Source organism: Pseudomonas sp. EL_65y_Pfl1_R83 (assembly GCF_963970695.1).
Taxonomy (GTDB): Bacteria; Pseudomonadota; Gammaproteobacteria; order Pseudomonadales; family Pseudomonadaceae; genus Aquipseudomonas; species Aquipseudomonas tritici.
In genome coordinates, this window is the sequence record NZ_CAXAQI010000002.1 from 78,968 (window position 1) to 100,068 (window position 21,101).

The window sequence follows — 21,101 nt, forward strand, 5'->3', positions numbered from 1 at the left end:
CAAAAGTTTAGAGTAAGTGGCATGGAAAGCTTTGGCAGTATCGAATGCTTTGTGCGCAGCGCCGAAGGGGGCAGCTTTGCCGAGGCGGCGCGGCACCTTAGCCTGACCCCGGCAGCGGTAGGAAAAAGCGTTGCCAAGCTGGAGGCGCGTCTCGGTGTGCGCTTGTTCCAACGCAGCACCCGGCGCCTGACGTTGACCGAAGCCGGCAAGCTCTTTCTCGAAGAAGTGAGCGGCAGCCTCACCACCATTCAGAACGCCGTGGCCAACCTGGCCAGTGCCGAAGGGCGGCCGGTGGGGACGCTCAAGGTCAGCATGGGCCCGGTGTTCGGCAATCGGTATGTGGTGCCACTGCTGGGAGCGTTCATGCGGCGCTTTCCGGACATCAGCCCGGACTGGCATTTCGATAACCGCCAGGTCGGCCTGATCGGCCAAGGCTTTGACGCAGCCATCGGCGGTGGTTTTGAGCTGCCCCAGGGCGTCGTGGCCCGTAAGCTCACGCCCGCGCACCGCGTGTTGGTGGCCTCACCGGATTACCTGGCGCAACGCCCGCCGGTAGACACGCCTGAAGACTTGGCGCGTTGCACGGGCATCCTGATCCGCTCACCACAAACCGGTCGCATCCGTTCCTGGCAGTTGACCAGTATTGAAAGAGAGCAACGCCCGTTGATGCTCAAGCCAAGTATGACCATGAGTGACTCCGAAGCCGCCTGCTGCGCCAGCGGCCAAGGCCTGGGCATTGCCTTGGTGAGCATGCCGATGGCTGTGCCGTTCCTCGACAGTAGCGCCGTGGTGCGGGTATTGCCCGACTGGTATGTCGACGATGGCAACATCTCCATTTACTACGCCGAACACAAACTGCTGCCCGGCAAGACCCGGGCGTTTGTGGATTTCATCATCGAGCAGTTTGCCGAGCAGCAACTGAGCCAGCGATTTAGTGCCATCTGATCAAACTGTGGACCGAGGCGCGGCCATCGCGGGCAAGCCCGGCTCCCACAGATGATCGCATTCCAATGTGGGAGCTGGCTTGCCTGCGATGGCCACACCTCGGTCTACCGGCCGAACATGCCCGGCCAGCCAATGATTTTCTTCGGCCGCGGCGTCGCATACGTCCTGATCTTCGACGTCGACAACCGCAACCGTACCAAGGACTCAGCAATGGTCACCGCCGCCGTCACGCCATCCACCACCGGCACCCCGGTGCGCTGGCGAATCTGCTCATCCAGCCCGGCCATGCCACCACACCCCAGGCAGATCACCTCAGCTTTGTCCTCGCGGATGGCCAGTTCGGCCTGACGCACGATAGCCTCCATCGCCGCCAACGGGTCTTCTTCCAGCTCCAGCACCGCCATGCCACTGGCCCGCACCGAGGCGCAACGCTGGTACAGGCCGGCGAGTTTCAGGCGGTCTTCGATCAGCGGCACAGTGCGGTCCAGGGTGGTCACCACTGAGTACGCATGGCCCAGGAACATCGCGGTGCTGGCGGCGGCTTCGGTGATGTCCACCACCGGCACGTTGAGCAATTCTTGCAAACCTTCGCGACCGTGTTCGCCGTAGCCGGCCTGGATCACCGCGTCGAACGGCTGGTCGTAGGCCATCACCCGGTCCATCACCGCGAGGGCCGCCAGGTAGCTTTCAAAATTGCCCTCTACCGACTCCGCGCCGAAGTAGGGCGTGAGCCCGACAATCTCGGTGCCCGGCGCGGCCACAGCCCGTGCCTGCTGGGCGATGGTTTCAGTGATGGATTCGGTGGTGTTGACGTTGACCACTAGGATACGCATGGAATGTCCTTGATTAGTGACTGACGTTATCGACTGCAATGCTTTCGCCGCTGACATCGGCGTAGAACGGCTGGCGCTTGGCGATCAGCCCATACAGCAGCGCTGCAATACCGGCGCCAAACATCCAGGAAAACGGTGAGACGCTGGCGAAACCGGGCAGCAGGGCCAGGAGAATGGCGATCACTGCCGCAGGAACAAATGCCGCCACTGCACGTAAATTGACTCCGCGGCTGTAGTAATAAACACCACGGGGGTCTTCGCTATACAACTGTGGTACGTCCACCTGGGTTTTACGGATCAACCAGTAATCGACCATGATCACCCCGTACAACGGCCCCAGCAGTGCGCCCAGGCCAGACAGGAAATACACGATCACCAGCGGGCTGTTGTAGAGGTTCCACGGCAGGATCAATACGGCCACGGTGGCGCTGATCAACCCGGCGCGACGGAAGTTCAGGTACTTGGGCGCCAGGTTGCTCAGCACAAAGGCGGGCGCGACAAAGTTGGCCATGATGTTCACCGCCACGGTGACGATCAGGAACGCCAGGCAGCCCAGAACCAGAAACACGGTATTAGGGATGGCTGCGATGATCTCGGTCGGGCTTTCGATCACCCGGCCATTGAGCTGGAACTGCCCGCCGCACAGCAGCACCGTGATCGCAGCGAACACCAGAATATTCACCGGCAAGCCCCAGAAGTTGCCGACCTGAATGGTCTTGCGGCACGGCGAAGAGCGGGCGAAGTCGCAGAAGTTGAGAATCAACGTGCCGTAGATTGACAGCCACAGCGCGCCGCCGGCAAAGATATTGCGCCACATCTCGCCACCACTCAGCGGTTCACGGATCGACCAGGCTATATTGCCGCCGACCTGGAAGTACATCCAACCGGCCAACGAGGCTACCGTCAGCAGAATCACCGGCCCGGCGAAGCCTTCATAGCGGCGCACCATTTCCATGCCGTAGGCCAGGATCACCAGTTGCAACAGCCAGATCGCCACAAAACAGGCCCAGCCGAGGGAGGACAGACCGAGGATGGAGTTGTGGTCGTAGTCGGCGAAGCCTGGATGAATGGCTGTCAGCAACACGCGGAAAACCACCGAGGCAAGGTAGGTCTGGATACCGAACCAGGCAATCGCAATCACCGCGCGGATCAACGCCGGAATCTGTGCGCCATGAATGCCGAAACTGATGCGGCTGATCACCGGAAACGGTACGCCGGTCTTCTGCCCCATATAGCCCGACAAGTTCATGAAGAAGTACACCAGCGCCGCACCGATGCCGAGGGACAACAAGATCTGCCAGCCGCCCAGGCCCAATGCATACAAGCCAATGGCGAACGAGTAGTTGGCGATGTTGTGTACGTCGTTGGTCCATAACGCAAAGATGCTGTAGCGCCCCCAACGCCGGCCTTCGACCTTGGTGGGCGCCAGGTCCTTGTTATGTAGGCGCGGGCTGAGTACCAGCGGGCCCGGACGTGTCGCCTCGGGGTTCAGGGAGGAGGGCAGATCCAGTGCGATGTCATTCGAGAGGCTAGTACGCATTCCGGCAGGCTCCGGCACATCAGCAGCCGGGCCGCAGATGGCAAAGTGTATGTAGATTTTGTATTTATTGTATACAAAGCGTATTTCACCTTAAGCCACATACGTGCCAGTTTTCGATCTATGAAAACGACGGATAATTTCCTTTTTGTAGATTTTATAAATAACTCGCTGAATTAAAAGCGATATAAATTGACCGTTTGAACAGCTATTTATTTTTCTATGGGAGAGGGATAGATCACGACGGAAAACAGAGGGCGAGTAGAGGTGTTACGTTATGGTGCGCATCGAGGAGGATTGCACACATAAATGGCACCGATGGTTACATCTATGTGTACATTCTAGAGGTCAACACAAAACAAATGTGGGCGCTAAGGACTTAGGCCTTACTGATGATGTTCCCCGCATGCAACCCACATTCCTTCTGTGTAGCCTCTTCCCACCACCAACGCCCCTCGCGTTCATGCTGGTTCGGCAACACCGGACGCGTGCAAGGTTCGCAACCAATGCTGATGAAACCACGCTCATGCAAGCTGTTATACGGCAGCTCCAGCATGCGGATGTAACCCCAGACTTCCTCACTGGTCATCTGCGCCAGCGGGTTGAACTTGTACAAAGTGCGCTCAGGCGTAGAGAACGCCGTGTCGATTTCCAGTGCAGCCACCTGGCTCCGTGTACCCGGGCTCTGGTCGCGGCGCTGGCCGGTGGCCCAGGCATTTACGCCGGAAAGTTTGCGGCGCAGCGGCTCGATCTTGCGCACGCCGCAGCATTCGCCATGGCCGTCCTTGTAAAAGCTGAACAGGCCCTTCTCTTTGACGAAGGGCTCCAGCTTGCGCTGGTCTGGTGAGATCAACTCGATGTCGATCTTGTAGAAGTCGCGCACCTGCTCGATAAACCGGTAGGTCTGCGGGTGCAGGCGGCCGGTGTCGAGGCTGAACACTTTGACGTTCTTGTTCAGCTTCCAGGCCATGTCTACCAGCACCACGTCCTCGGCGCCGCTGAAGGAAATCCACAGGTCATCACCGAACTGGCTGAACGCCAGCTTGAGAATGTCCTGCGCAGACTTGTTGGCGTAAGTCGCGGCGAGTTCAACGACGTCGAAGGCTTGGTTCATCAGGACGGTTTCCTACAGGTCAGTGGCGCTGAGCGCTCTATAGGGGAGTGATGGTATCAAAATCCGCCCTGCGTTGCGGCGGCGAGCGTGAGTCGCTAGAGTTCGGCAGTCCTTTTGCCCGCTCAATCAACAACATCTAAATGGGAGTGTCTTGTGGAAATTGCCTGCCTTGACCTGGAAGGGGTACTGGTTCCGGAAATCTGGATCGCCTTCGCCGAAAAAACCGGTATTGAATCCCTGCGGGCCACCACCCGGGACATTCCCGACTACGACGTGCTGATGAAGCAACGCCTGCGCATCCTCGATGAACACGGGCTCAAGCTCGCCGACATCCAGGAAGTGATCGCCACCCTAAAGCCGCTGGACGGCGCTATCGAGTTCGTCAACTGGCTGCGTGAGCGCTTTCAGGTGGTGATCCTGTCAGACACTTTCTACGAATTCTCCCAGCCGCTGATGCGCCAACTGGGTTTCCCGACCCTGCTCTGCCACCGTCTGATCACCGACGAAACTGACCGCGTGGTGAGTTATCAATTGCGTCAGAAAGACCCCAAGCGCCAGTCGGTATTGGCTTTCAAGAGCCTGTACTACCGCGTGATCGCCGCCGGCGATTCCTACAACGACACCACCATGCTGGGCGAAGCCGACCGTGGGATTCTGTTCCATGCACCGGAGAATGTGATCCGCGAGTTCCCGCAGTTCCCGGCGGTGCATACGTTTGAGGACCTGAAGAACGAGTTCATCAAGGCGTCGAATCGCCCGTTGAGTCTGTAAGTCCTTCGGCGCGGCTGGTGGCCTCTTCGCAGGCAAGCCAGCTCCCACCTTGAACTCGGGGGCGCTGACGCTACAAGCCTTCCAAAGTGTGTAACAACACCCGCACCTTCGTCAGCGACTCCTGATACTCCGCCTCCCATTGCGAGTCCGCCACAATCCCGCCGCCGCCCCAGCAGCAGACCTGCCCCTCCTTGACCAGCAAGCTACGGATGGCGATGGAGCTGTCCATTTCCCCCCTAACATCCAGATACACCAAAGAACCGCAGTACAGCCCGCGTCGAGTAGGCTCCAGCTCGTCGATGATCTGCATCGCACGGATCTTCGGTGCGCCGGTGATGGAGCCTCCGGGAAAGCTGCCCGCGATCAGGTCGAGAGCGTCTTTGTCGTCGGCCAACTCGCCGATAACGCTGCTCACCAGATGGTGGACGTTAGGGTAGCTTTCCAGGCTGAACAGCTCCGGCACGCTCACCGAGCCGGTGCGGCAGGTACGGCCGAGGTCGTTGCGCAGCAGGTCGACGATCATCAGGTTTTCGGCGCGGTCCTTGGGGCTGGCCAGCAGTTCGGCAGCGTTGGCAGCGTCTTCTTCGGGCGTCAGGCCACGGGGGCGGGTGCCTTTGATGGGGCGGGTTTCGACGCGACGCTTGCTGATGTGCACGAAGCGCTCTGGCGACAGGCTCAGTACCGCGCCGTCGTCCGGCAGGCTTTGGAACCCGGAGAACGGTGTCGGGCAGGCTTTACGCAATGCGCAGTAGGCGACCCATGGATCGCCAATGCACGGTGCACGGAAGCGTTGAGCAAAGTTGACCTGGTAACAGTCGCCGGCCTGAATGTAATCCTGGATGCGCGCGATGGCCTGGCGGTAAGCCTCGGCGGTGAGGTCCGGGGCCATGGGGCCTTGAAGTTTGAAGGATGCGGGCGCGTCGATAGCGCCAGTGCTGAATAGCGCAATCAACCGTTGCTGCTCGCTGTCGGCCAGTGCCGGATGAAACACCAACTGGCTGGTCTGCGTGTGGTGATCGCTGATCAGCGCCCAGGCATACAGCCCAAAGCGCGCATCCGGCAGGTGCAGGTCGTCTGTTGCAAGGTGTGGCATCTGCTCAAGGTGCCGACCAAAGTCATAGCTCAGGTAGCCGATCAGGCCTCCGGCAAATGGCAGCTCATACCCGACAGGCAAATCCGCCTCACCCAGCTGCGTGAGATTTTCCCGCAACCGTTGCAGGAAATCGCCACCGCTTTCGTCAGGCGATACCGTCAGCGTCGCTTGCGGCCAAGCGCTGAGAAGGTCATACCGCCCGCGTTCAGCCGCTGGCCGGCCGCTGTCCAGCAGCACGGCACCAGGCGCGTGGCGAATGACCGCGAAATACTCCGCGGGGTTGGCCCGGTAGGGCAGCGGGTGTACGGAACAGGTCGACATGAGGGGCCTTAAAGGCAGTTGCAAGTTTTGAGCTTCAAGCTGCAAGTGTAACAAACACGAGGGCTGTGTCTTGAAGCTTATAGCTTGCAGCTTTTAGCTGGCGAAAGCCCCAATATGCCCAAACATTTCCTGCACGAACTTCACCCGCTCTTCCGGGGTTTCCGTCACGCCGGCTGCTTTCAGTTCTTCCAGTCGCGCTTCCACCGCATGCGTACGCAAGGTTAAACCGCAGTCGTTGGCAATCTGAATATTCAACCCAGGCCGCGCATTCAGTTCCAGGATCAGCGGGCCTTTCTCCTGGTCCAACACCATGTCCACGCCGATGTAACCCAGCCCGCACAGCTCATAGCAGCCGGCTGCGAGCTTCATGAAACCGTCCCAGTTGGGCAGTTGCACGCCATCCACCGCGTTGGTGGTATCGGGGTGTTTGGTGATGATGGTGTTCAGCCAGGTGCCGCGCAGGGTCAAGCCGGTGGCGAGATCGACGCCGACGCCAATCGCGCCCTGGTGCAGGTTGGCCTTGCCGCCCGACTGGCGGGTCGGCAAGCGCAGCATGGCCATCACCGGGTAACCCATCAATACGATGATGCGAATGTCCGGCACACCTTCATAGCTGATGCTCTTGAAGATCTGGTCAGGCACCACGCGGTATTCGATCAGCGCGCGATCACGGTGGCCGCCCAATGAGTACAGGCCGGTGAGGATGCTGGAAATCTGATGTTCGATCTCCTCATGGCTGATGATCTTGCCGGACACCGTGCGATAGCGCCCTTCAAAGCGGTCCGCCACCACCAGGATGCCGTCGCCGCCGGCGCCCTGGGCCGGCTTGATCACGAAGTCGCTGCGCCCGCCGATGATCTCGTTGAGCTTGTCGATTTCCTTCTCGGTGGAGATCACCCCGTACATTTCCGGCACATGGATGCCGGCCGCCAGCGCGCGTTCCTTGGTGATGATCTTGTCATCCACAATCGGGTACAGGCTGCGCTTGTTGTACTTGAGCACGTAGTCGGCGTTACGCCGGTTGATGCCCATGATCCCCCGCGCTTCCAGCGCCTTCCAGGTCTTCCAGAATCCGAACATTACTGATCTGCCTTCAAGAAGGCCTTGAATCGCACCAGCTCGGTCAAGCGGTAGCCGCGATACCGACCCATGGCCAGCATGAAGCCCACCAAAATCAGCAGGATGGCCGGGAAGGTGAACACAAAGTAAATCAGCTCCGGCACGCTCATGATCAAGTGCGCGAGGGATGCGGCGAACAGCGTACCAATCGCCACTTTCAGCGCATGGTTGGCGCCGCGTTCTTCCCAGGTGATGGACAGGCGTTCGATGGTCATGGTCAAAATCACCATCGGGAACAGCGCCACCGATAGCCCACGCTCCAGCCCCAGTTTATGGCTGAACAGGCTGATGGCCGCGATCAGCACCACCACAAAGGTCAACACCACCGACAACCTCGGCAGCATCTGCAGCTTCAAGTGCTCCAGGTACGATCTGAGCGACAAACCCAGCGCCGTGATAATCGTAAACAGCACAATCCCGAAGCCCAGCTGCGTCTCGCGGAACGCCAGGGCGATCAGCACCGGGGTGAACGTTCCCAGGGTCTGCAGGCCGATCAGGTTGCGCAGGATCAAAATCACCAACACGCCGATCGGGATCATCACCATGATCATGAAGGTCTGCTGGGTTTGCAGCGGCAGGCCGTACAGCGAGTATTCGAGGAAGTTGGCGTCGGTGTTCTCGTCGGTCAGCTTGGCCAGGCGAATCGCGTTCATTTCGCTGTTGTTCAGGCTGAAGGTCACCATGGCCTTCTTGCCGCCATCGACGGTGATCAGGTTTTCATCGCCGGTCCACCACTGCAAGCGGTCGGCGGGCAGGCCTTGTTCGCCGGTTTCCGGGTTGAAGTACAACCATTCATTGCCGTTGAAGCTGCGCAGCCACAGTTCCGGGCTTTGCGGCTGGTCGGCGACCAGGCGGATGGTGTGGACTTTTTCCACCGGCACGTGGGCAATGGACAGCAGCAATTCGACGATCTTGGCTTTGTGCGGCGTCGACGGATCGCCCGCGAGCAGCAGTTTCACATTGTCGTCGTTGAGGTTGTTGGTGCGCTTGATGGCTTCAGTAATAAAGGTCTCGACGTCGGCCGAGTGCTGGCGGATCGGCGCAAGCAGGGCTTCGGCGGCGATCTTCTCCGGGCCTTCCACCGCGATGCTGTCGCGGAAGGTGGGGCCCTTGACCTTGACCTTTTCGCCGCTGTAGCGCTTGGTCAGGACCAGGCGGTAATACAGGGTCTGGTTGCCCTTGGCGCGGCGTGCCGACCAGGTGACCTTGCGGTTGCCGTCGGTGCGGTTGACGCTCACGCCGTAATTATTCGAGATGAAACTCTCGTTGAGGCTGACGAAGTCGCGGCTCAAGGGCGGTACGAACATCTGGATTTTCACGGGATCTTTCGGGTTGGCGACGAACTCGACCTTGGCGTCGATGTTCCACAAGTCGTCGGTGGCGTCTTCGGTAACGGGGATCCCCAGCACGAAGATCTGATAGGTGGTGACTGAGATACCCAACACCACCAGGATGGCGATCAGGATTTTCAGGTGCAGGGTCAGAGAGCGCATTCGTTTTACTCGGCGGTATGAGCGTCGGCGGCGCAAGCGGGCTTGCCCGCTGCGTATTTAAGACTGGGGTCGACCAGCGCATCAAAGCGTTTCAGCGCTTCGGAGCCAATCAGCAGCGGGTATTGGAATGCGCTGCGGTCAGTCAAGTTCACTTCGATGCTGCGTAAAGCAGTGCCCATGCAGATGTCCAGGGTAATCACCGGACGGGCGGTGTAGTTTTTGTCCTCATCGGGGTCGTAGTCACCGGCACGGCGCTTGATCTTGCTGACGCGGGCCAGGGGGCGTTCGATGGGGTGGGAATGGGCGGTGTCGATGGCCAGGTAGAAGCGAACCCAGGATTCGCCATTGCGCTTGAAGCGCTTGATGTCGCGGGCGCTGAGGGACGCGGTCTTGGCACCGGTGTCCAGTTTGGCGGCGACTTCCAGATTGATGCCGGCCAATTGGGCGTATTCGTTGAGGCCATACACGGTCTTCTCGGCAGCGGCGCCAAGGCCTGGCATGAACAATAGGCAGAACAGGGGTAAGGGCTTGAGTCTCATAAATCCTGAGGCGGTGCAGTGCGATGTTTGATTCAAGGCGACTGGCATTACTGCGCAAGCTCCCTCGTGCGCCGTTTCATCTAGCGATGTCAGGCAAATACCGCGAGCATTCTAGCATGATGCTTTTTTGGCGCCAGCGCTGGCAGGCGGCCATGCCCTGCACGAGTTTAGCAGCGGTTATTAGACGATTGTCGACAATGTTGATTTATTCTTTGACTATCTTGGTCTGATTGGCTAGTTTTTGTGGCATTGCTTTTAAAGGTGTCGACAATATGCTGGATCAGCTGGAATCCCCAGTGATGGCGCAAGACGATTCCCAGACCATGTCCGAGAACGTCTTCCGGCGTATCCAGGCCGCCATCGTCAAGGGTGAGATCGCCCCGGGCAGCAAGATCTCCGAGCCAGAACTGGCACGCACCTACGGCATCAGCCGTGGCCCGCTGCGTGAGGCGATCCATCGCTTGGAAGGCCAGCGCCTGCTGGTACGTGTGCCTCACGTCGGCGCGAGGGTGGTGTCGTTGAGCCATGCCGAGCTGATCGAACTCTATGAAATCCGCGAATCTCTCGAAGGCATGGCCTGTCGCCTGGCCGCCGAGCGCATGACCGATGCGGAAATCGAAGAACTGCGCCAGGTGTTGCACACCCACGAACGCGATGAAGCGTTCCAGGCCGGCCTCGGTTATTACCAGCAGGAAGGCGACTTCGACTTTCATTACCGGATCATTCAAGGCGCCGGCAACCGCACCCTGACCCAAATGCTCTGCGGCGAGCTGTACCAACTGGTGCGCATGTACCGCATCCAGTTTTCCGCCACCCCCAATCGTCCACGCCAGGCCTTTGCCGAGCACCACCGCATTCTTGACGCGATTGCCGATCGCGACGGTGAACTGGCCGAACTGTTGATGCGCCGGCACATCGGCGCTTCCAAACGCAACATTGCCCGTCACTTCCCAGGCGGTGCTACTGATAGAGGTGAGTCATGAGTTCTAACAATAAAAGCACCCCCGGCCAGCGTTTCCGTGACGCCGTCGCCAGTGAGCACCCCTTGCAGGTGGTCGGCGCGATCAACGCCAACCACGCGCTGCTGGCCAAGCGCGCCGGTTTCAAGGCGATCTACCTGTCGGGTGGCGGGGTGGCTGCCGGCTCCCTCGGCGTGCCGGACCTGGGCATCACCGGCCTGGATGACGTACTCACCGACGTACGCCGCATTACGGATGTGTGCGACCTGCCGCTGCTGGTGGACGTGGACACCGGTTTCGGCTCCTCGGCGTTCAACGTGGCGCGTACCGTCAAGTCGATGATCAAGTTTGGCGCGGCTGCCATCCATATCGAAGACCAGGTCGGCGCCAAGCGCTGCGGCCATCGCCCGAACAAAGAAATTGTGTCGCAGCAGGAAATGGTCGACCGCATCAAGGCCGCCGTGGATGCGCGCACCGATGACAGCTTTGTGATCATGGCGCGCACCGATGCCCTGGCCGTCGAGGGTTTGGAATCCGCCCTGGAACGCGCCGCCGCCTGCATCGAAGCTGGCGCCGACATGGTGTTTCCGGAGGCCATTACCGAATTGGAGATGTACAAGCTGTTCGCCTCCCGCGTGAAAGCGCCGATCCTGGCCAACATCACCGAGTTTGGCGCCACACCGCTGTACACCACCGAACAGTTGAAATCTGCTGATGTTTCCATCGTGCTGTACCCGCTCTCGGCGTTCCGCGCCATGAACAAGGCCGCCGAAAACGTCTACACCGCGATCCGTCGCGACGGCACCCAACAGAATGTGATCGACACCATGCAAACCCGCATGGAGCTTTACGATCGCATCGACTACCACACCTTCGAGCAGAAGCTCGACGCGCTGTTCGCAGCCAAGAAGTAACGAACGGCCTCCCTAATAAATTCAAGATTGGAGAAAGAACATGGCTGAAGCAAAAGTACTCAGTGGCGCCGGCCTGCGTGGCCAGGTGGCCGGGCAGACCGCACTGTCCACCGTCGGCCAAGCGGGCGCCGGCCTGACCTATCGCGGCTACGACGTGCGCGAACTGGCTGCCGATGCACAGTTTGAAGAAGTCGCCTACCTGCTGCTGTACGGCGAACTGCCGACCCAGGCCGAGCTGGCGGACTACCGCAAAAAGCTGGGCAAGCTGCGCGACCTGCCCCAAGCGCTCAAGGAAGTGCTGGAACGCATTCCTGCCGACGCTCACCCGATGGACGTGATGCGCACCGGTTGCTCGTTCCTTGGCAATATCGAGCCGGAGAAAGACTTCAGCGTGCAGCGCGACGTCACCGATCGTCTGTTGGCGGCCTTCCCGGCGATCATGTGCTACTGGTATCGCTTCAGCCACGACGGCAAGCGTATCGACTGCGTGACCGACGAGCCGACCATCGGCGGCCATTTCCTGCATCTGTTGCACGGCGAAAAACCGAGCGAGTTGCACGAGAAAGTCATGAACGTGTCGCTGATTCTCTACGCCGAGCACGAATTCAACGCTTCGACCTTCACCGCCCGCGTGTGTGCGTCGACCCTGTCCGATCTCTATTCCTGCGTTACCGCCGCCATCGGCTCCCTGCGCGGTCCGCTGCATGGCGGCGCCAACGAAGCGGCGATGGAGATGATCGAGCGATTCTCGTCGGCTGAAGAAGCCGTCCAAGGCACGCTCGGCATGCTGGCGCGCAAGGATAAGATCATGGGCTTTGGCCACGCGATCTACAAAGACAACGACCCGCGCAATGGAGTGATCAAGGGCTGGTCGAAAAAACTCGCTGACGAGGTGGGTGACAAGGTGTTGTTCCCGGTCTCCGAAGCCATCGACAAAACCATGTGGGAACAGAAGAAGCTGTTTCCCAACGCCGATTTCTACCATGCCTCGGCGTATCACTTCATGGGCATCCCGACCAAGTTGTTCACCCCGATCTTCGTGTGCTCGCGCCTGACTGGCTGGGCCGCGCATGTCTTCGAGCAGCGCGCCAACAACCGCATCATCCGTCCAAGCGCCGAATACACCGGCGTTGAGCAGCGCAAGTTCGTGCCAATCGAACGTCGCTGAATGAAGAGACCGGCGTCTTGAAGTGGTCACCGAATCCAATGTGGGAGCGGGCTTGCTCGCTCCCACATTGGATCGCATTTCACATCAAATCCGCGTCGTCTTTTCCTTTTGTATCTACCGTGACCGAGCCTTGACGATGAACACTGAATTCCGCAAAGCACTCCCCGGCAGCCGCCTCGATTTCTTCGACGCCCGCGCGGCTGTCGAGGCAATCACCCCCGGCGCCTACGCCACCTTGCCCTACACCTCCCGCGTCCTCGCAGAAAACCTGGTGCGTCGTTGCGACCCGGCCACCCTCAACGCGTCCTTGAGCCAACTGATCGAACGCAAGCGCGACCTCGACTTCCCGTGGTTCCCGGCGCGCGTGGTGTGCCACGACATTCTCGGCCAGACCGCCTTGGTCGACCTCGCCGGCTTGCGCGATGCCATCGCCCTGCAAGGCGGTGACCCGGCGCAGGTCAATCCGGTGGTGCCGACCCAACTGATCGTCGACCATTCCCTGGCCGTCGAAGCCGGTGGTTTTGACCCGGACGCGTTCGAGAAAAACCGCGCCATCGAAGACCGTCGCAACGAAGACCGTTTCCACTTTATCGAGTGGACCAAGAAGGCCTTCAAGAACGTCGACGTGATCCCGCCAGGCAACGGCATCATGCACCAGATCAACCTGGAGAAAATGTCCCCGGTGATTCAGGTGCGTGACGGTGTTGCATTCCCCGACACCTGCGTTGGCACCGACAGCCACACCCCGCACGTAGACGCACTGGGTGTGATCGCCATCGGCGTCGGTGGTCTGGAAGCCGAAAGCGTGATGCTCGGTCGCGCCTCGTGGATGCGCCTGCCGGAAAGTGTCGGCGTGGAGCTGACGGGCAAGCTGCAACCCGGCATCACCGCCACCGATATGGTGCTGGCGCTGACCGAGTTCCTGCGTAAGCAAAAAGTGGTCGGCGCGTGGCTGGAGTTTTTCGGCGAGGGCGCCTCAAACCTCACCCTCGGCGACCGTGCGACCATCTCCAACATGGCACCGGAATACGGCGCCACCGCGGCGATGTTCTACATCGATCAACAGACCATCGCTTACCTCAAGCTTACTGGCCGCGAAGACGAACAAGTCACCTTGGTTGAGCAATACGCCCGCCACACTGGCCTGTGGGCCGATGACCTCAAAGGCGCGCAATACGAGCGTGGCCTCACCTTCGACCTGTCCAGCGTTGTGCGCAACATGGCCGGCCCGAGCAACCCGCACGCTCGTGTCGCTACCCGTGACCTGGCGGCCAAAGGTATCTCTGGCCAGTGGGAAGAGGTGCCGGGGCAAATGCCGGACGGCGCGGTAATCATCGCCGCCATCACCAGTTGCACCAACACCAGCAACCCGCGCAACGTCATTGCCGCAGGCCTCTTGGCGCGCAACGCCAACAAACTGGGGCTGGTGCGCAAACCGTGGGTCAAATCGTCCCTGGCTCCCGGTTCGAAAACCGTGGCGATGTACCTCGACGAAGCCGGCTTGACCACTGAATTGGAGCAGCTTGGTTTTGGTGTCGTGGCCTTCGCCTGCACCACCTGCAACGGTATGTCCGGCGCACTCGACCCGGTGATCCAGCAGGAAATCATCGACCGCGACTTGTACGCGACCGCCGTGCTCTCGGGCAACCGCAACTTCGACGGGCGTATTCACCCGTACGCCAAGCAAGCGTTCCTGGCCTCGCCGCCGCTGGTAGTGGCTTATGCGATTGCCGGCACTATCCGTTTCGATATCGAGAAGGACGTGCTCGGCCTCGACGCCAACGGCAAGGACATCCGCCTGCAGGACATCTGGCCGAGCGACGAAGAGATCGACGCGGTGGTCAAGGCCTCGGTCAAGCCGGAGCAGTTCCGCAAGGTCTACATTCCGATGTTCGCGATCCACGAAGACACCGGCCCGAAAGTCGCGCCGCTGTATGACTGGCGCCCGCAGAGCACCTATATCCGCCGTCCGCCGTATTGGGAAGGCGCGCTGGCCGGCGCGCGCCCGCTCAAGGGCATGCGCCCGCTGGCGGTGCTGCCGGACAACATCACCACTGACCACCTGTCGCCGTCCAACGCAATCATGCTCGACAGCGCCGCCGGCGAATACCTGGCGAAAATGGGCTTGCCGGAAGTCGACTTCAACTCTTACGCGACGCATCGTGGCGACCACTTGACTGCGCAGCGCGCGACTTTTGCCAACCCGAAACTGTTCAACGAAATGGTTGTTGAGAACGGCAAGGTCAAGCAGGGATCTCTGGCGCGCATCGAGCCGGAAGGCCAGGTCACGCGGATGTGGGAAGCCATCGAAACCTACATGGAGCGCAAGCAGCCGCTGATCATCATCGCCGGCGCCGACTACGGCCAGGGCTCGTCCCGCGACTGGGCGGCCAAGGGCGTGCGACTGGCCGGTGTGGAAGCGATTGCCGCCGAGGGCTTCGAGCGTATCCACCGCACCAACCTGGTGGGCATGGGCGTGTTGCCGCTGGAGTTCCTGCCGGGCACGGATCGCCATACGCTGAAGATCGACGGCAGCGAGACCTACGACGTGGTCGGTGCGCGCACCCCGCGTGCCACGCTGACATTGGTGATCAACCGCAAGAATGGCGAACGTGTCGAAGTGCCGGTGACCTGCCGCCTGGACACCGCCGAAGAAGTGTCGATCTACGAGGCGGGCGGCGTGTTGCAGCGTTTTGCCCAGGACTTCCTGGAATCGGCGGCGACCGCCTGAGGGGTAACCATGGCACACGTAGCGCAAATCAAGATCCCCGCCACCTACATGCGTGGCGGCACCAGCAAGGGTGTATTTTTCAGCCTCCAGGACCTGCCCGAAGCGGCGCAGGTACCGGGCGCTGCGCGGGATGCCCTGTTGCTGCGGGTGATCGGTAGCCCCGATCCCTATGACAAGCAGATCGACGGTATGGGCGGTGCCACGTCCAGCACCAGCAAAACCGTGATCCTGGCCAAAAGCACCCGCGCTGAGCATGACGTGGACTACCTGTTCGGCCAGGTCTCCATCGACAAACCCTTCGTCGACTGGAGCGGCAACTGCGGCAACCTGTCGGCGGCAGTCGGCGCCTTCGCCATCAGCGCCGGTTTGGTTGACTCCGCCCGCGTGCCCCGTAACGGCGTGGCCGTGGTGCGCGTGTGGCAGGCGAATATCGGCAAGACCATCATCGCCCACGTGCCGATCACCGACGGCGCTGTGCAGGAAACCGGCGACTTCGAACTGGACGGCGTGACCTTCCCGGCAGCCGAGGTGCAGTTGGAGTTCATGGACCCGGCGGCGGACGAGGAGGGCGGTGGTGGCTCGATGTTCCCCACTGGCAACCTGGTGGATGACCTGGAAGTACCCGGTGTCGGCACCTTCAAGGCGACGCTGATCAATGCCGGCATCCCGACGATTTTCATCAACGCTGAAGACCTCGGCTACACCGGTACCGAACTGCAAGGCGCAATCAACAGCGATCCGAAAGCGTTGGCCATGTTCGAAACCGTGCGGGCCTACGGCGCGTTGCGCATGGGCCTGATCAAACACCTGGACGAAGCCGCGCAGCGCCAGCACACGCCGAAGCTGGCGTTTGTGGCCAAGCCTGCGGATTACGTGGCCTCCAGCGCAAAGACGATCAAGGCCGACGATGTGGACTTGCTGGTGCGTGCGCTGTCCATGGGCAAGCTGCACCACGCGATGATGGGCACGGCGGCGGTGGCGATTGGCACCGCGGCGGCCATTTCCGGGACCTTGGTCAACCTCGCAGCCGGTGGTATCGAGCGTAACGCCGTGCGGTTTGGGCATCCGTCCGGCACCTTGCGTGTCGGGGCCGAAGCCACTCAAGTGAACGGCGAATGGATTGTTAAGAAAGCCATCATGAGCCGCAGCGCACGGGTGCTGATGGAAGGCTTTGTACGCGTGCCTGGAGACGCGTTCTAACCCCCAACACAGACCCCACAGGGTAAGTGGTGCATTACGCATATAGGCAGGCAACCAGACCGGCCGCAACCCGATCAACCGTGACCCCGAGGACTACCCCCCCCCCAACCATTTTTTGGAGCACTGCCATGAGCGCCAACGTCGACCAGAACAACCGCCCCGACTACGACCAGGTCCTGCAGGACATCGCCGACTATGTCCTCAACTACCGGATCGACTCGCAGGACGCATTGGACACAGCCCGCCACTGCTTGATGGACACATTAGGTTGCGGCCTGCTGGCCTTGCGCTTCCCCGAGTGCACCAAGCACCTGGGGCCGATCGTCGAGGGCACGGTGGTGCCGTTTGGCGCGCGGGTGCCGGGGACGTCGTTCCGGCTGGACCCGGTCAAGGCGGCGTGGGACATCGGTTGCATCGTGCGTTGGCTCGACTACAACGACACCTGGCTCGCCGCCGAATGGGGTCACCCTTCGGATAACCTCGGCGGCATCCTCGCCGTCGCCGATCACCTGTCGCAAAAACGCGTGGCCAATGGCGACGCACCGCTGACAGTTCGCACCGTGCTGGAAGCGATGATCATGGCCCACGAAATCCAGGGCGTGATTGCCCTGGAAAACTCGTTCAACCGCGTCGGCCTAGACCATGTGCTGTTGGTAAAAGTCGCCTCCACGGCCGTCACCGCCAAGCTGATGGGCGCCAACCGGGAGCAGTTGCTTGCGGCGTTGTCCCATGCGTTTGTCGATGGGCAGGCGTTGCGCACTTATCGGCATGCGCCGAACGCCGGGTCGCGCAAATCCTGGGCGGCAGGGGATGCGTCGAGTCGGGGTGTGCGGCTGGCGCATATCGCGTTGCGTGGCGAGATGGGTATTCCCAGCGTATTGAGCGCGCCGCAGTGGGGGTTCTACGACGTGCTGTTCAGCCACACCAACAAGGACCTGATGCTCAAGCCGGAGGACAACCGCGCGTTCAGCCTGTCCCAGCCCTACGGCACTTATGTGATGGAGAACGTGCTGTTCAAGATCAGCTTCCCGGCAGAGTTCCACGCGCAAACGGCCTGTGAGGCGGCGGTGACCTTGCATCCATTGGTGAAAGATCGCCTGCATGAAATCGAGCGTATCGTTATTACCACCCATGAGTCGGCGATTCGCATTATCTCCAAGGTCGGCCAACTGGCGAATGCAGCGGACCGTGACCATTGCCTGCAATACATGACTGCGGTGCCGCTGGCCTTCGGCAATCTGGTGGCCGAGCAGTACGAAGATGAATTCCACGCCGCGCATCCAATTATCGATCAGTTGCGGCAAAAAATGGTCATTGTCGAAGACCCGCGCTACAGCCGTGAATACCTGGAGGCCGACAAGCGCTCCATCGCCAACGCCGTTCAGGTGTTCTTCACGGATGGCAGCAGCACTGAGCAGGTGGCGGTTGAGTACCCGATTGGGCATCGCCGGCGCCGAGTGGATGGCATTCCCTTGCTGGAAGACAAGTTCAAGGCCAACCTGGCTACGCGGTTTACTGCACAGCGCTGTGGCGAGATTGTTGCGTTGTGCAAGGACCAGGCGCGGCTTGAGGCGATGCCCGTGAATCGGTTCGTGGACCTGTTCGTGATCTGATTGGCACTACGTATTCATCGGTGGAAACCCTATCAGTGATCTTTATTGTCAGTGCTATCAAGTCAGGGCCAGAGGTCATTCGAACCGTAAAATAACTCGGCGGTTGTGCTTGCTCTTCTTCTCGATCTTCTCGCAAAACACCCGGCCGATTTCTTCGGTGTTGGTCACATGCGTGCCCCCACACGGCTGGATATCGATACCGGCAATTTCAATCACCCGGACCGAGCCCTGAATCACCGGCGGAGCCACCGCCTTTGTGCGGGTGATCTGCAGCAAGGTGGCGTACTCCGAGGCCGGCATCGACAGGGTTTTCACCGCGTGAGCCTGTTCAATCAGCGCATTGAGGTCGCGGGTGATGGTGTCTTTATCGAGGGTCATTTCCGGCAGGTCGAAATCCAGGCGCCCCTTGTCCGCGCTGATGCTGCATCCCGTTACCGGTGCGTCGATGATCGAGCACAACAGGTGCAGGCAGGTGTGCATTTTCATGTGCTGGTAACGGCGATCCCAATCGAGTCCGGCGTCCACCTGCACCCCGGCGACCAGTTGCTCGGGGCAGTATTCCACCTGATGCCAGATGATCGAGCGCAGCACCGGGTCGCGCACCGTGCCCGTCACTTCGACTCGCGTACCGTCGGCCAGTGTGAGGTGACCGGTGTCGCCTGGCTGCCCGCCACCCGTGGGATAGAACAGCGTGTGCTCCAGGGCAATGCCATGTTCGCTGACGGCAATCACCCGTGCGCTGAAAGCATTCTGGTAGGGCGCGCTGTCGAACAGCGCCAGGGTTTCCATGGTGTGCACAGACATGTTCAACCTCGCACGATCAGTGGGCTGGCTTGCAGCAGGGAACGCACCATTGCACTCAAGCCAGGAGGTGAGAGCAGGGTGATTTCAAATTCGGGGCCGCAGACCTTCAGGTTCAGTGGCAAGCGCGGCAATGGGTTGCCCGACTCCACCCGGTGCAATCGGAACTGCAGGTGGTGACGCTCTTTTACCGTGGGCTCCAGCATCAGGCCCTGCAAGGGGTGAAAGTCGGCGTCCAGCACCGTCACCTTGTGGCTGGCATTGATCTCGCCAACCACATGTAACCGCTCATCCAAGGCGAAGGCGCCGAGGTAGTTGCTGTGGTCCGACTCATCGTTCTTTTGCAGTTGGATCTGGTTCACCACCTTCACTTTGGTGCCAGCGGGAACGTCCTGCGTGATCACGCAGGATGGGCTGATAAATACGTTGTCACCGATCAGTACATAGCCCAGCACGCGGGCGCCGGAGCCGACTTCGACGTTATTGCCCAGGCGCGGGTGGCGCTTGCCGTCGGGGTTTTTGGCGATGCCACGGGCGCCCAGGGTGACGCCGCAGAGGATGTAGCAGTCGTTGCCAATCTCGCAGGTTTCGCCGATCACCGTGCCGTAGCCGTGGTCCAGCACGAAGCGTCGGCCGATCCGCGCTGCCGGGTGAATCTCGGCGCCGGAGAGCACTTTGCCCTGGTTACTGAGCTTGAGCGCGATGCGGGAAAACATCCCGTTGGTCTGGTCGGGAAAGTTCCACACCAAGTGTGCCAGCCGGTAATACAGCACCGCCTTGAACGAAGCGTAGGACTCCAGGATCAGCTCGCCACGCCCACGTGATGCCGGATCGCGGTAGGCGTAGGCGATCAGGTCCTCGGCCACTGCCTGGGCGGCATTCTGGATCAACGGTGCCAGGTGCGGTTCCAGCTGTTTCATTTGCACGGGTGTGAGGGTCTTGATGAGGTGAGTGATCAACTCATCGTGCAACTGTTGCATGTCGATAAAGCCGCCCATAGAGGCACCCCCGCGTTCTGGATGGTTGGAAAACCGATTATTCGAAACTCGGCAGGTAGCTGTCGGCATTGTCGTAGACCATGGTCAACACCACCGTTTCGGGCGGCAGTTCGGGGGCAAGCTTGGCGATGGCCACCATGCTGGCGGCGGAAGACAGGCCCAGGCTGATGGCGTCGGTGCGCATGATGCGTTTCATCATGTCGATGCATTCCTGACGCGAGACCTTGAGCATGCCGTCGATCACGCCCAGGTTGAGGATGCTTGGTATCAGGCCAATCGACAGGCCCTGGATGTGGTGCGGCGCGTGCTGGTTTTTCAGCAGGTCACATTCTTCCGGTTCCACGCCCATGACGCGAAGGGCTGGCCAGGCAGCTTTCAGGGTTTCGCCGATGCCGGTGATATGCCCACCGGTGCCGATGCCGCTGACAAAATAGTCTGCGCGTTGCTCGCCAAAGGCGCGGAGGATTTCTGGTGCAGTGGTGTCGCGATGAGTCTGTGGGTTAGCGCCGTTGCGCTGCTGGTTGAGCATCACATAGCTGGGGTTTTCCAGCTGCAGCTCCATGCACTTTTCGCCGTGGGAGTTGTTACCCAGGCGACTGTCCGACAGCACCACCTTGGCTCCGTACAAACGCAGCAACTTCTGTTTTTCGGGGCTGTAGTTGTCGGGGATCACCAGCACGACTTTGTAGCCCAGCACATTGCCGGCCATTACCAGGCCAATGCCGGTATTGCCGCCGCTGGGCTCGATGATGGTTTGCCCGGAGTCGCGGATCAGCACACCCCGGCGCTCGGCGTCGAGGATCATGCCCAACGCGATGCGCGCCTTGTGGCTGCCGCCCGGGTTTAGGGATTCCAGCTTGGCGTAGACCTCGACGCCGAGGTCTTCGGAAAACTGCGCCAGGCGCACGATTGGCGTATGGCCGATCACGTCGAGAATGGAGTTATGCAACAT

General features: G+C 60.5%; 18 protein-coding genes. 8 read left to right on the forward strand and 10 right to left on the reverse strand.

Annotation, left to right across the window (positions count from 1 at the left end):
• The first annotated feature begins 21 nt into the window (after window positions 1-21).
• On the forward strand, window positions 22-945 hold the full coding sequence (locus AACY08_RS02610) for a LysR family transcriptional regulator (RefSeq protein WP_339467850.1): 924 nt from the start codon (window positions 22-24) through the stop codon (window positions 943-945).
• Between the two features lie 104 nt (window positions 946-1,049).
• On the opposite strand, the gene AACY08_RS02615 is transcribed toward AACY08_RS02610, so the two are convergent.
• The 3 genes from AACY08_RS02615 to AACY08_RS02625 all read right to left on the reverse strand — a co-directional run bounded on the left by AACY08_RS02615 (window position 1,050) and on the right by AACY08_RS02625 (window position 4,429).
• On the reverse strand, window positions 1,050-1,778 hold the full coding sequence (locus tag AACY08_RS02615) for an aspartate/glutamate racemase family protein (RefSeq protein WP_339467852.1): 729 nt from the start codon (window positions 1,776-1,778) through the stop codon (window positions 1,050-1,052).
• A 13-nt stretch (window positions 1,779-1,791) separates the two neighbouring features.
• Window positions 1,792-3,318, reverse strand: a complete 1,527-nt coding sequence (locus tag AACY08_RS02620; RefSeq protein WP_339467854.1) for an NCS1 family nucleobase:cation symporter-1 — start codon at window positions 3,316-3,318, stop codon at window positions 1,792-1,794.
• Window positions 3,319-3,694: 376 nt separating this feature from the next.
• Entirely contained in the window at window positions 3,695-4,429 is a 735-nt protein-coding gene (locus AACY08_RS02625) for a phosphoadenylyl-sulfate reductase (protein ID WP_339436458.1), read from the reverse strand.
• A gap of 153 nt (window positions 4,430-4,582) precedes the next feature.
• Here AACY08_RS02625 and thrH point away from each other — a divergent pair, with 153 nt between their 5' ends.
• Complete coding sequence (gene thrH, locus AACY08_RS02630) at window positions 4,583-5,200, forward strand: bifunctional phosphoserine phosphatase/homoserine phosphotransferase ThrH (protein WP_339436457.1); 618 nt, start codon at window positions 4,583-4,585, stop codon at window positions 5,198-5,200.
• Between the two features lie 70 nt (window positions 5,201-5,270).
• Here the strand turns inward: thrH and pabB are convergent, their stop codons facing one another.
• The 4 genes from pabB to rloA all read right to left on the reverse strand — a co-directional run bounded on the left by pabB (window position 5,271) and on the right by rloA (window position 9,765).
• On the reverse strand, window positions 5,271-6,614 hold the full coding sequence (gene pabB, locus AACY08_RS02635) for an aminodeoxychorismate synthase component I (RefSeq protein WP_339418839.1): 1,344 nt from the start codon (window positions 6,612-6,614) through the stop codon (window positions 5,271-5,273).
• Window positions 6,615-6,707: 93 nt separating this feature from the next.
• Window positions 6,708-7,694, reverse strand: a complete 987-nt coding sequence (locus AACY08_RS02640; RefSeq protein ID WP_339418837.1) for an alpha-L-glutamate ligase-like protein — start codon at window positions 7,692-7,694, stop codon at window positions 6,708-6,710.
• Complete coding sequence (rloB, locus tag AACY08_RS02645) at window positions 7,694-9,226, reverse strand: osmotic stress tolerance membrane protein RloB (RefSeq protein WP_339467856.1); 1,533 nt, start codon at window positions 9,224-9,226, stop codon at window positions 7,694-7,696. Before rloB ends, AACY08_RS02640 begins: the two co-directional genes overlap by 1 nt.
• Before the next feature lie 5 nt (window positions 9,227-9,231).
• Window positions 9,232-9,765, reverse strand: a complete 534-nt coding sequence (gene rloA, locus AACY08_RS02650; protein ID WP_339467858.1) for a retropepsin-like aspartic peptidase RloA — start codon at window positions 9,763-9,765, stop codon at window positions 9,232-9,234.
• 272 nt (window positions 9,766-10,037) lie between these two features.
• On the opposite strand from rloA, the gene AACY08_RS02655 reads away from it, so the two are divergent.
• The 6 genes from AACY08_RS02655 (at window position 10,038) to prpD (ending at window position 18,350) form a co-directional block, all read left to right on the forward strand.
• Window positions 10,038-10,748 (forward strand): GntR family transcriptional regulator, encoded by a 711-nt coding sequence (locus AACY08_RS02655; RefSeq protein ID WP_339467860.1) that lies wholly within the window; start codon window positions 10,038-10,040, stop codon window positions 10,746-10,748.
• On the forward strand, window positions 10,745-11,638 hold the full coding sequence (gene prpB / locus AACY08_RS02660; protein ID WP_025854214.1) for a methylisocitrate lyase: 894 nt from the start codon (window positions 10,745-10,747) through the stop codon (window positions 11,636-11,638). Before AACY08_RS02655 ends, prpB begins: the two co-directional genes overlap by 4 nt.
• 40 nt (window positions 11,639-11,678) lie before the next feature.
• Window positions 11,679-12,806, forward strand: coding sequence for a bifunctional 2-methylcitrate synthase/citrate synthase (gene prpC, locus AACY08_RS02665; protein ID WP_339467862.1), 1,128 nt, complete (start codon window positions 11,679-11,681; stop codon window positions 12,804-12,806).
• Window positions 12,807-12,942: 136 nt separating this feature from the next.
• Window positions 12,943-15,537 (forward strand): Fe/S-dependent 2-methylisocitrate dehydratase AcnD, encoded by a 2,595-nt coding sequence (gene acnD / locus AACY08_RS02670; protein ID WP_339467864.1) that lies wholly within the window; start codon window positions 12,943-12,945, stop codon window positions 15,535-15,537.
• A 9-nt stretch (window positions 15,538-15,546) separates the two neighbouring features.
• Window positions 15,547-16,737, forward strand: coding sequence for a 2-methylaconitate cis-trans isomerase PrpF (gene prpF / locus AACY08_RS02675; RefSeq protein ID WP_339467866.1), 1,191 nt, complete (start codon window positions 15,547-15,549; stop codon window positions 16,735-16,737).
• Between the two features lie 128 nt (window positions 16,738-16,865).
• A complete protein-coding gene (prpD, locus tag AACY08_RS02680) occupies window positions 16,866-18,350 on the forward strand; it encodes a 2-methylcitrate dehydratase (protein ID WP_339467868.1) in 1,485 nt (494 codons plus the stop codon).
• A gap of 75 nt (window positions 18,351-18,425) precedes the next feature.
• Here prpD and AACY08_RS02685 read toward each other — a convergent pair whose 3' ends face one another.
• Genes AACY08_RS02685 through AACY08_RS02695 form a run of 3 tightly spaced genes read right to left on the reverse strand, consistent with a single transcriptional unit; the run spans window position 18,426 to window position 21,101 of the window.
• Entirely contained in the window at window positions 18,426-19,154 is a 729-nt protein-coding gene (locus AACY08_RS02685; protein ID WP_339467870.1) for an alanyl-tRNA editing protein, read from the reverse strand.
• A gap of 2 nt (window positions 19,155-19,156) precedes the next feature.
• Window positions 19,157-20,149, reverse strand: a complete 993-nt coding sequence (locus tag AACY08_RS02690; protein ID WP_339467872.1) for a serine O-acetyltransferase — start codon at window positions 20,147-20,149, stop codon at window positions 19,157-19,159.
• Window positions 20,150-20,186: 37 nt separating this feature from the next.
• Entirely contained in the window at window positions 20,187-21,101 is a 915-nt protein-coding gene (locus AACY08_RS02695) for a PLP-dependent cysteine synthase family protein (RefSeq protein ID WP_339427934.1), read from the reverse strand.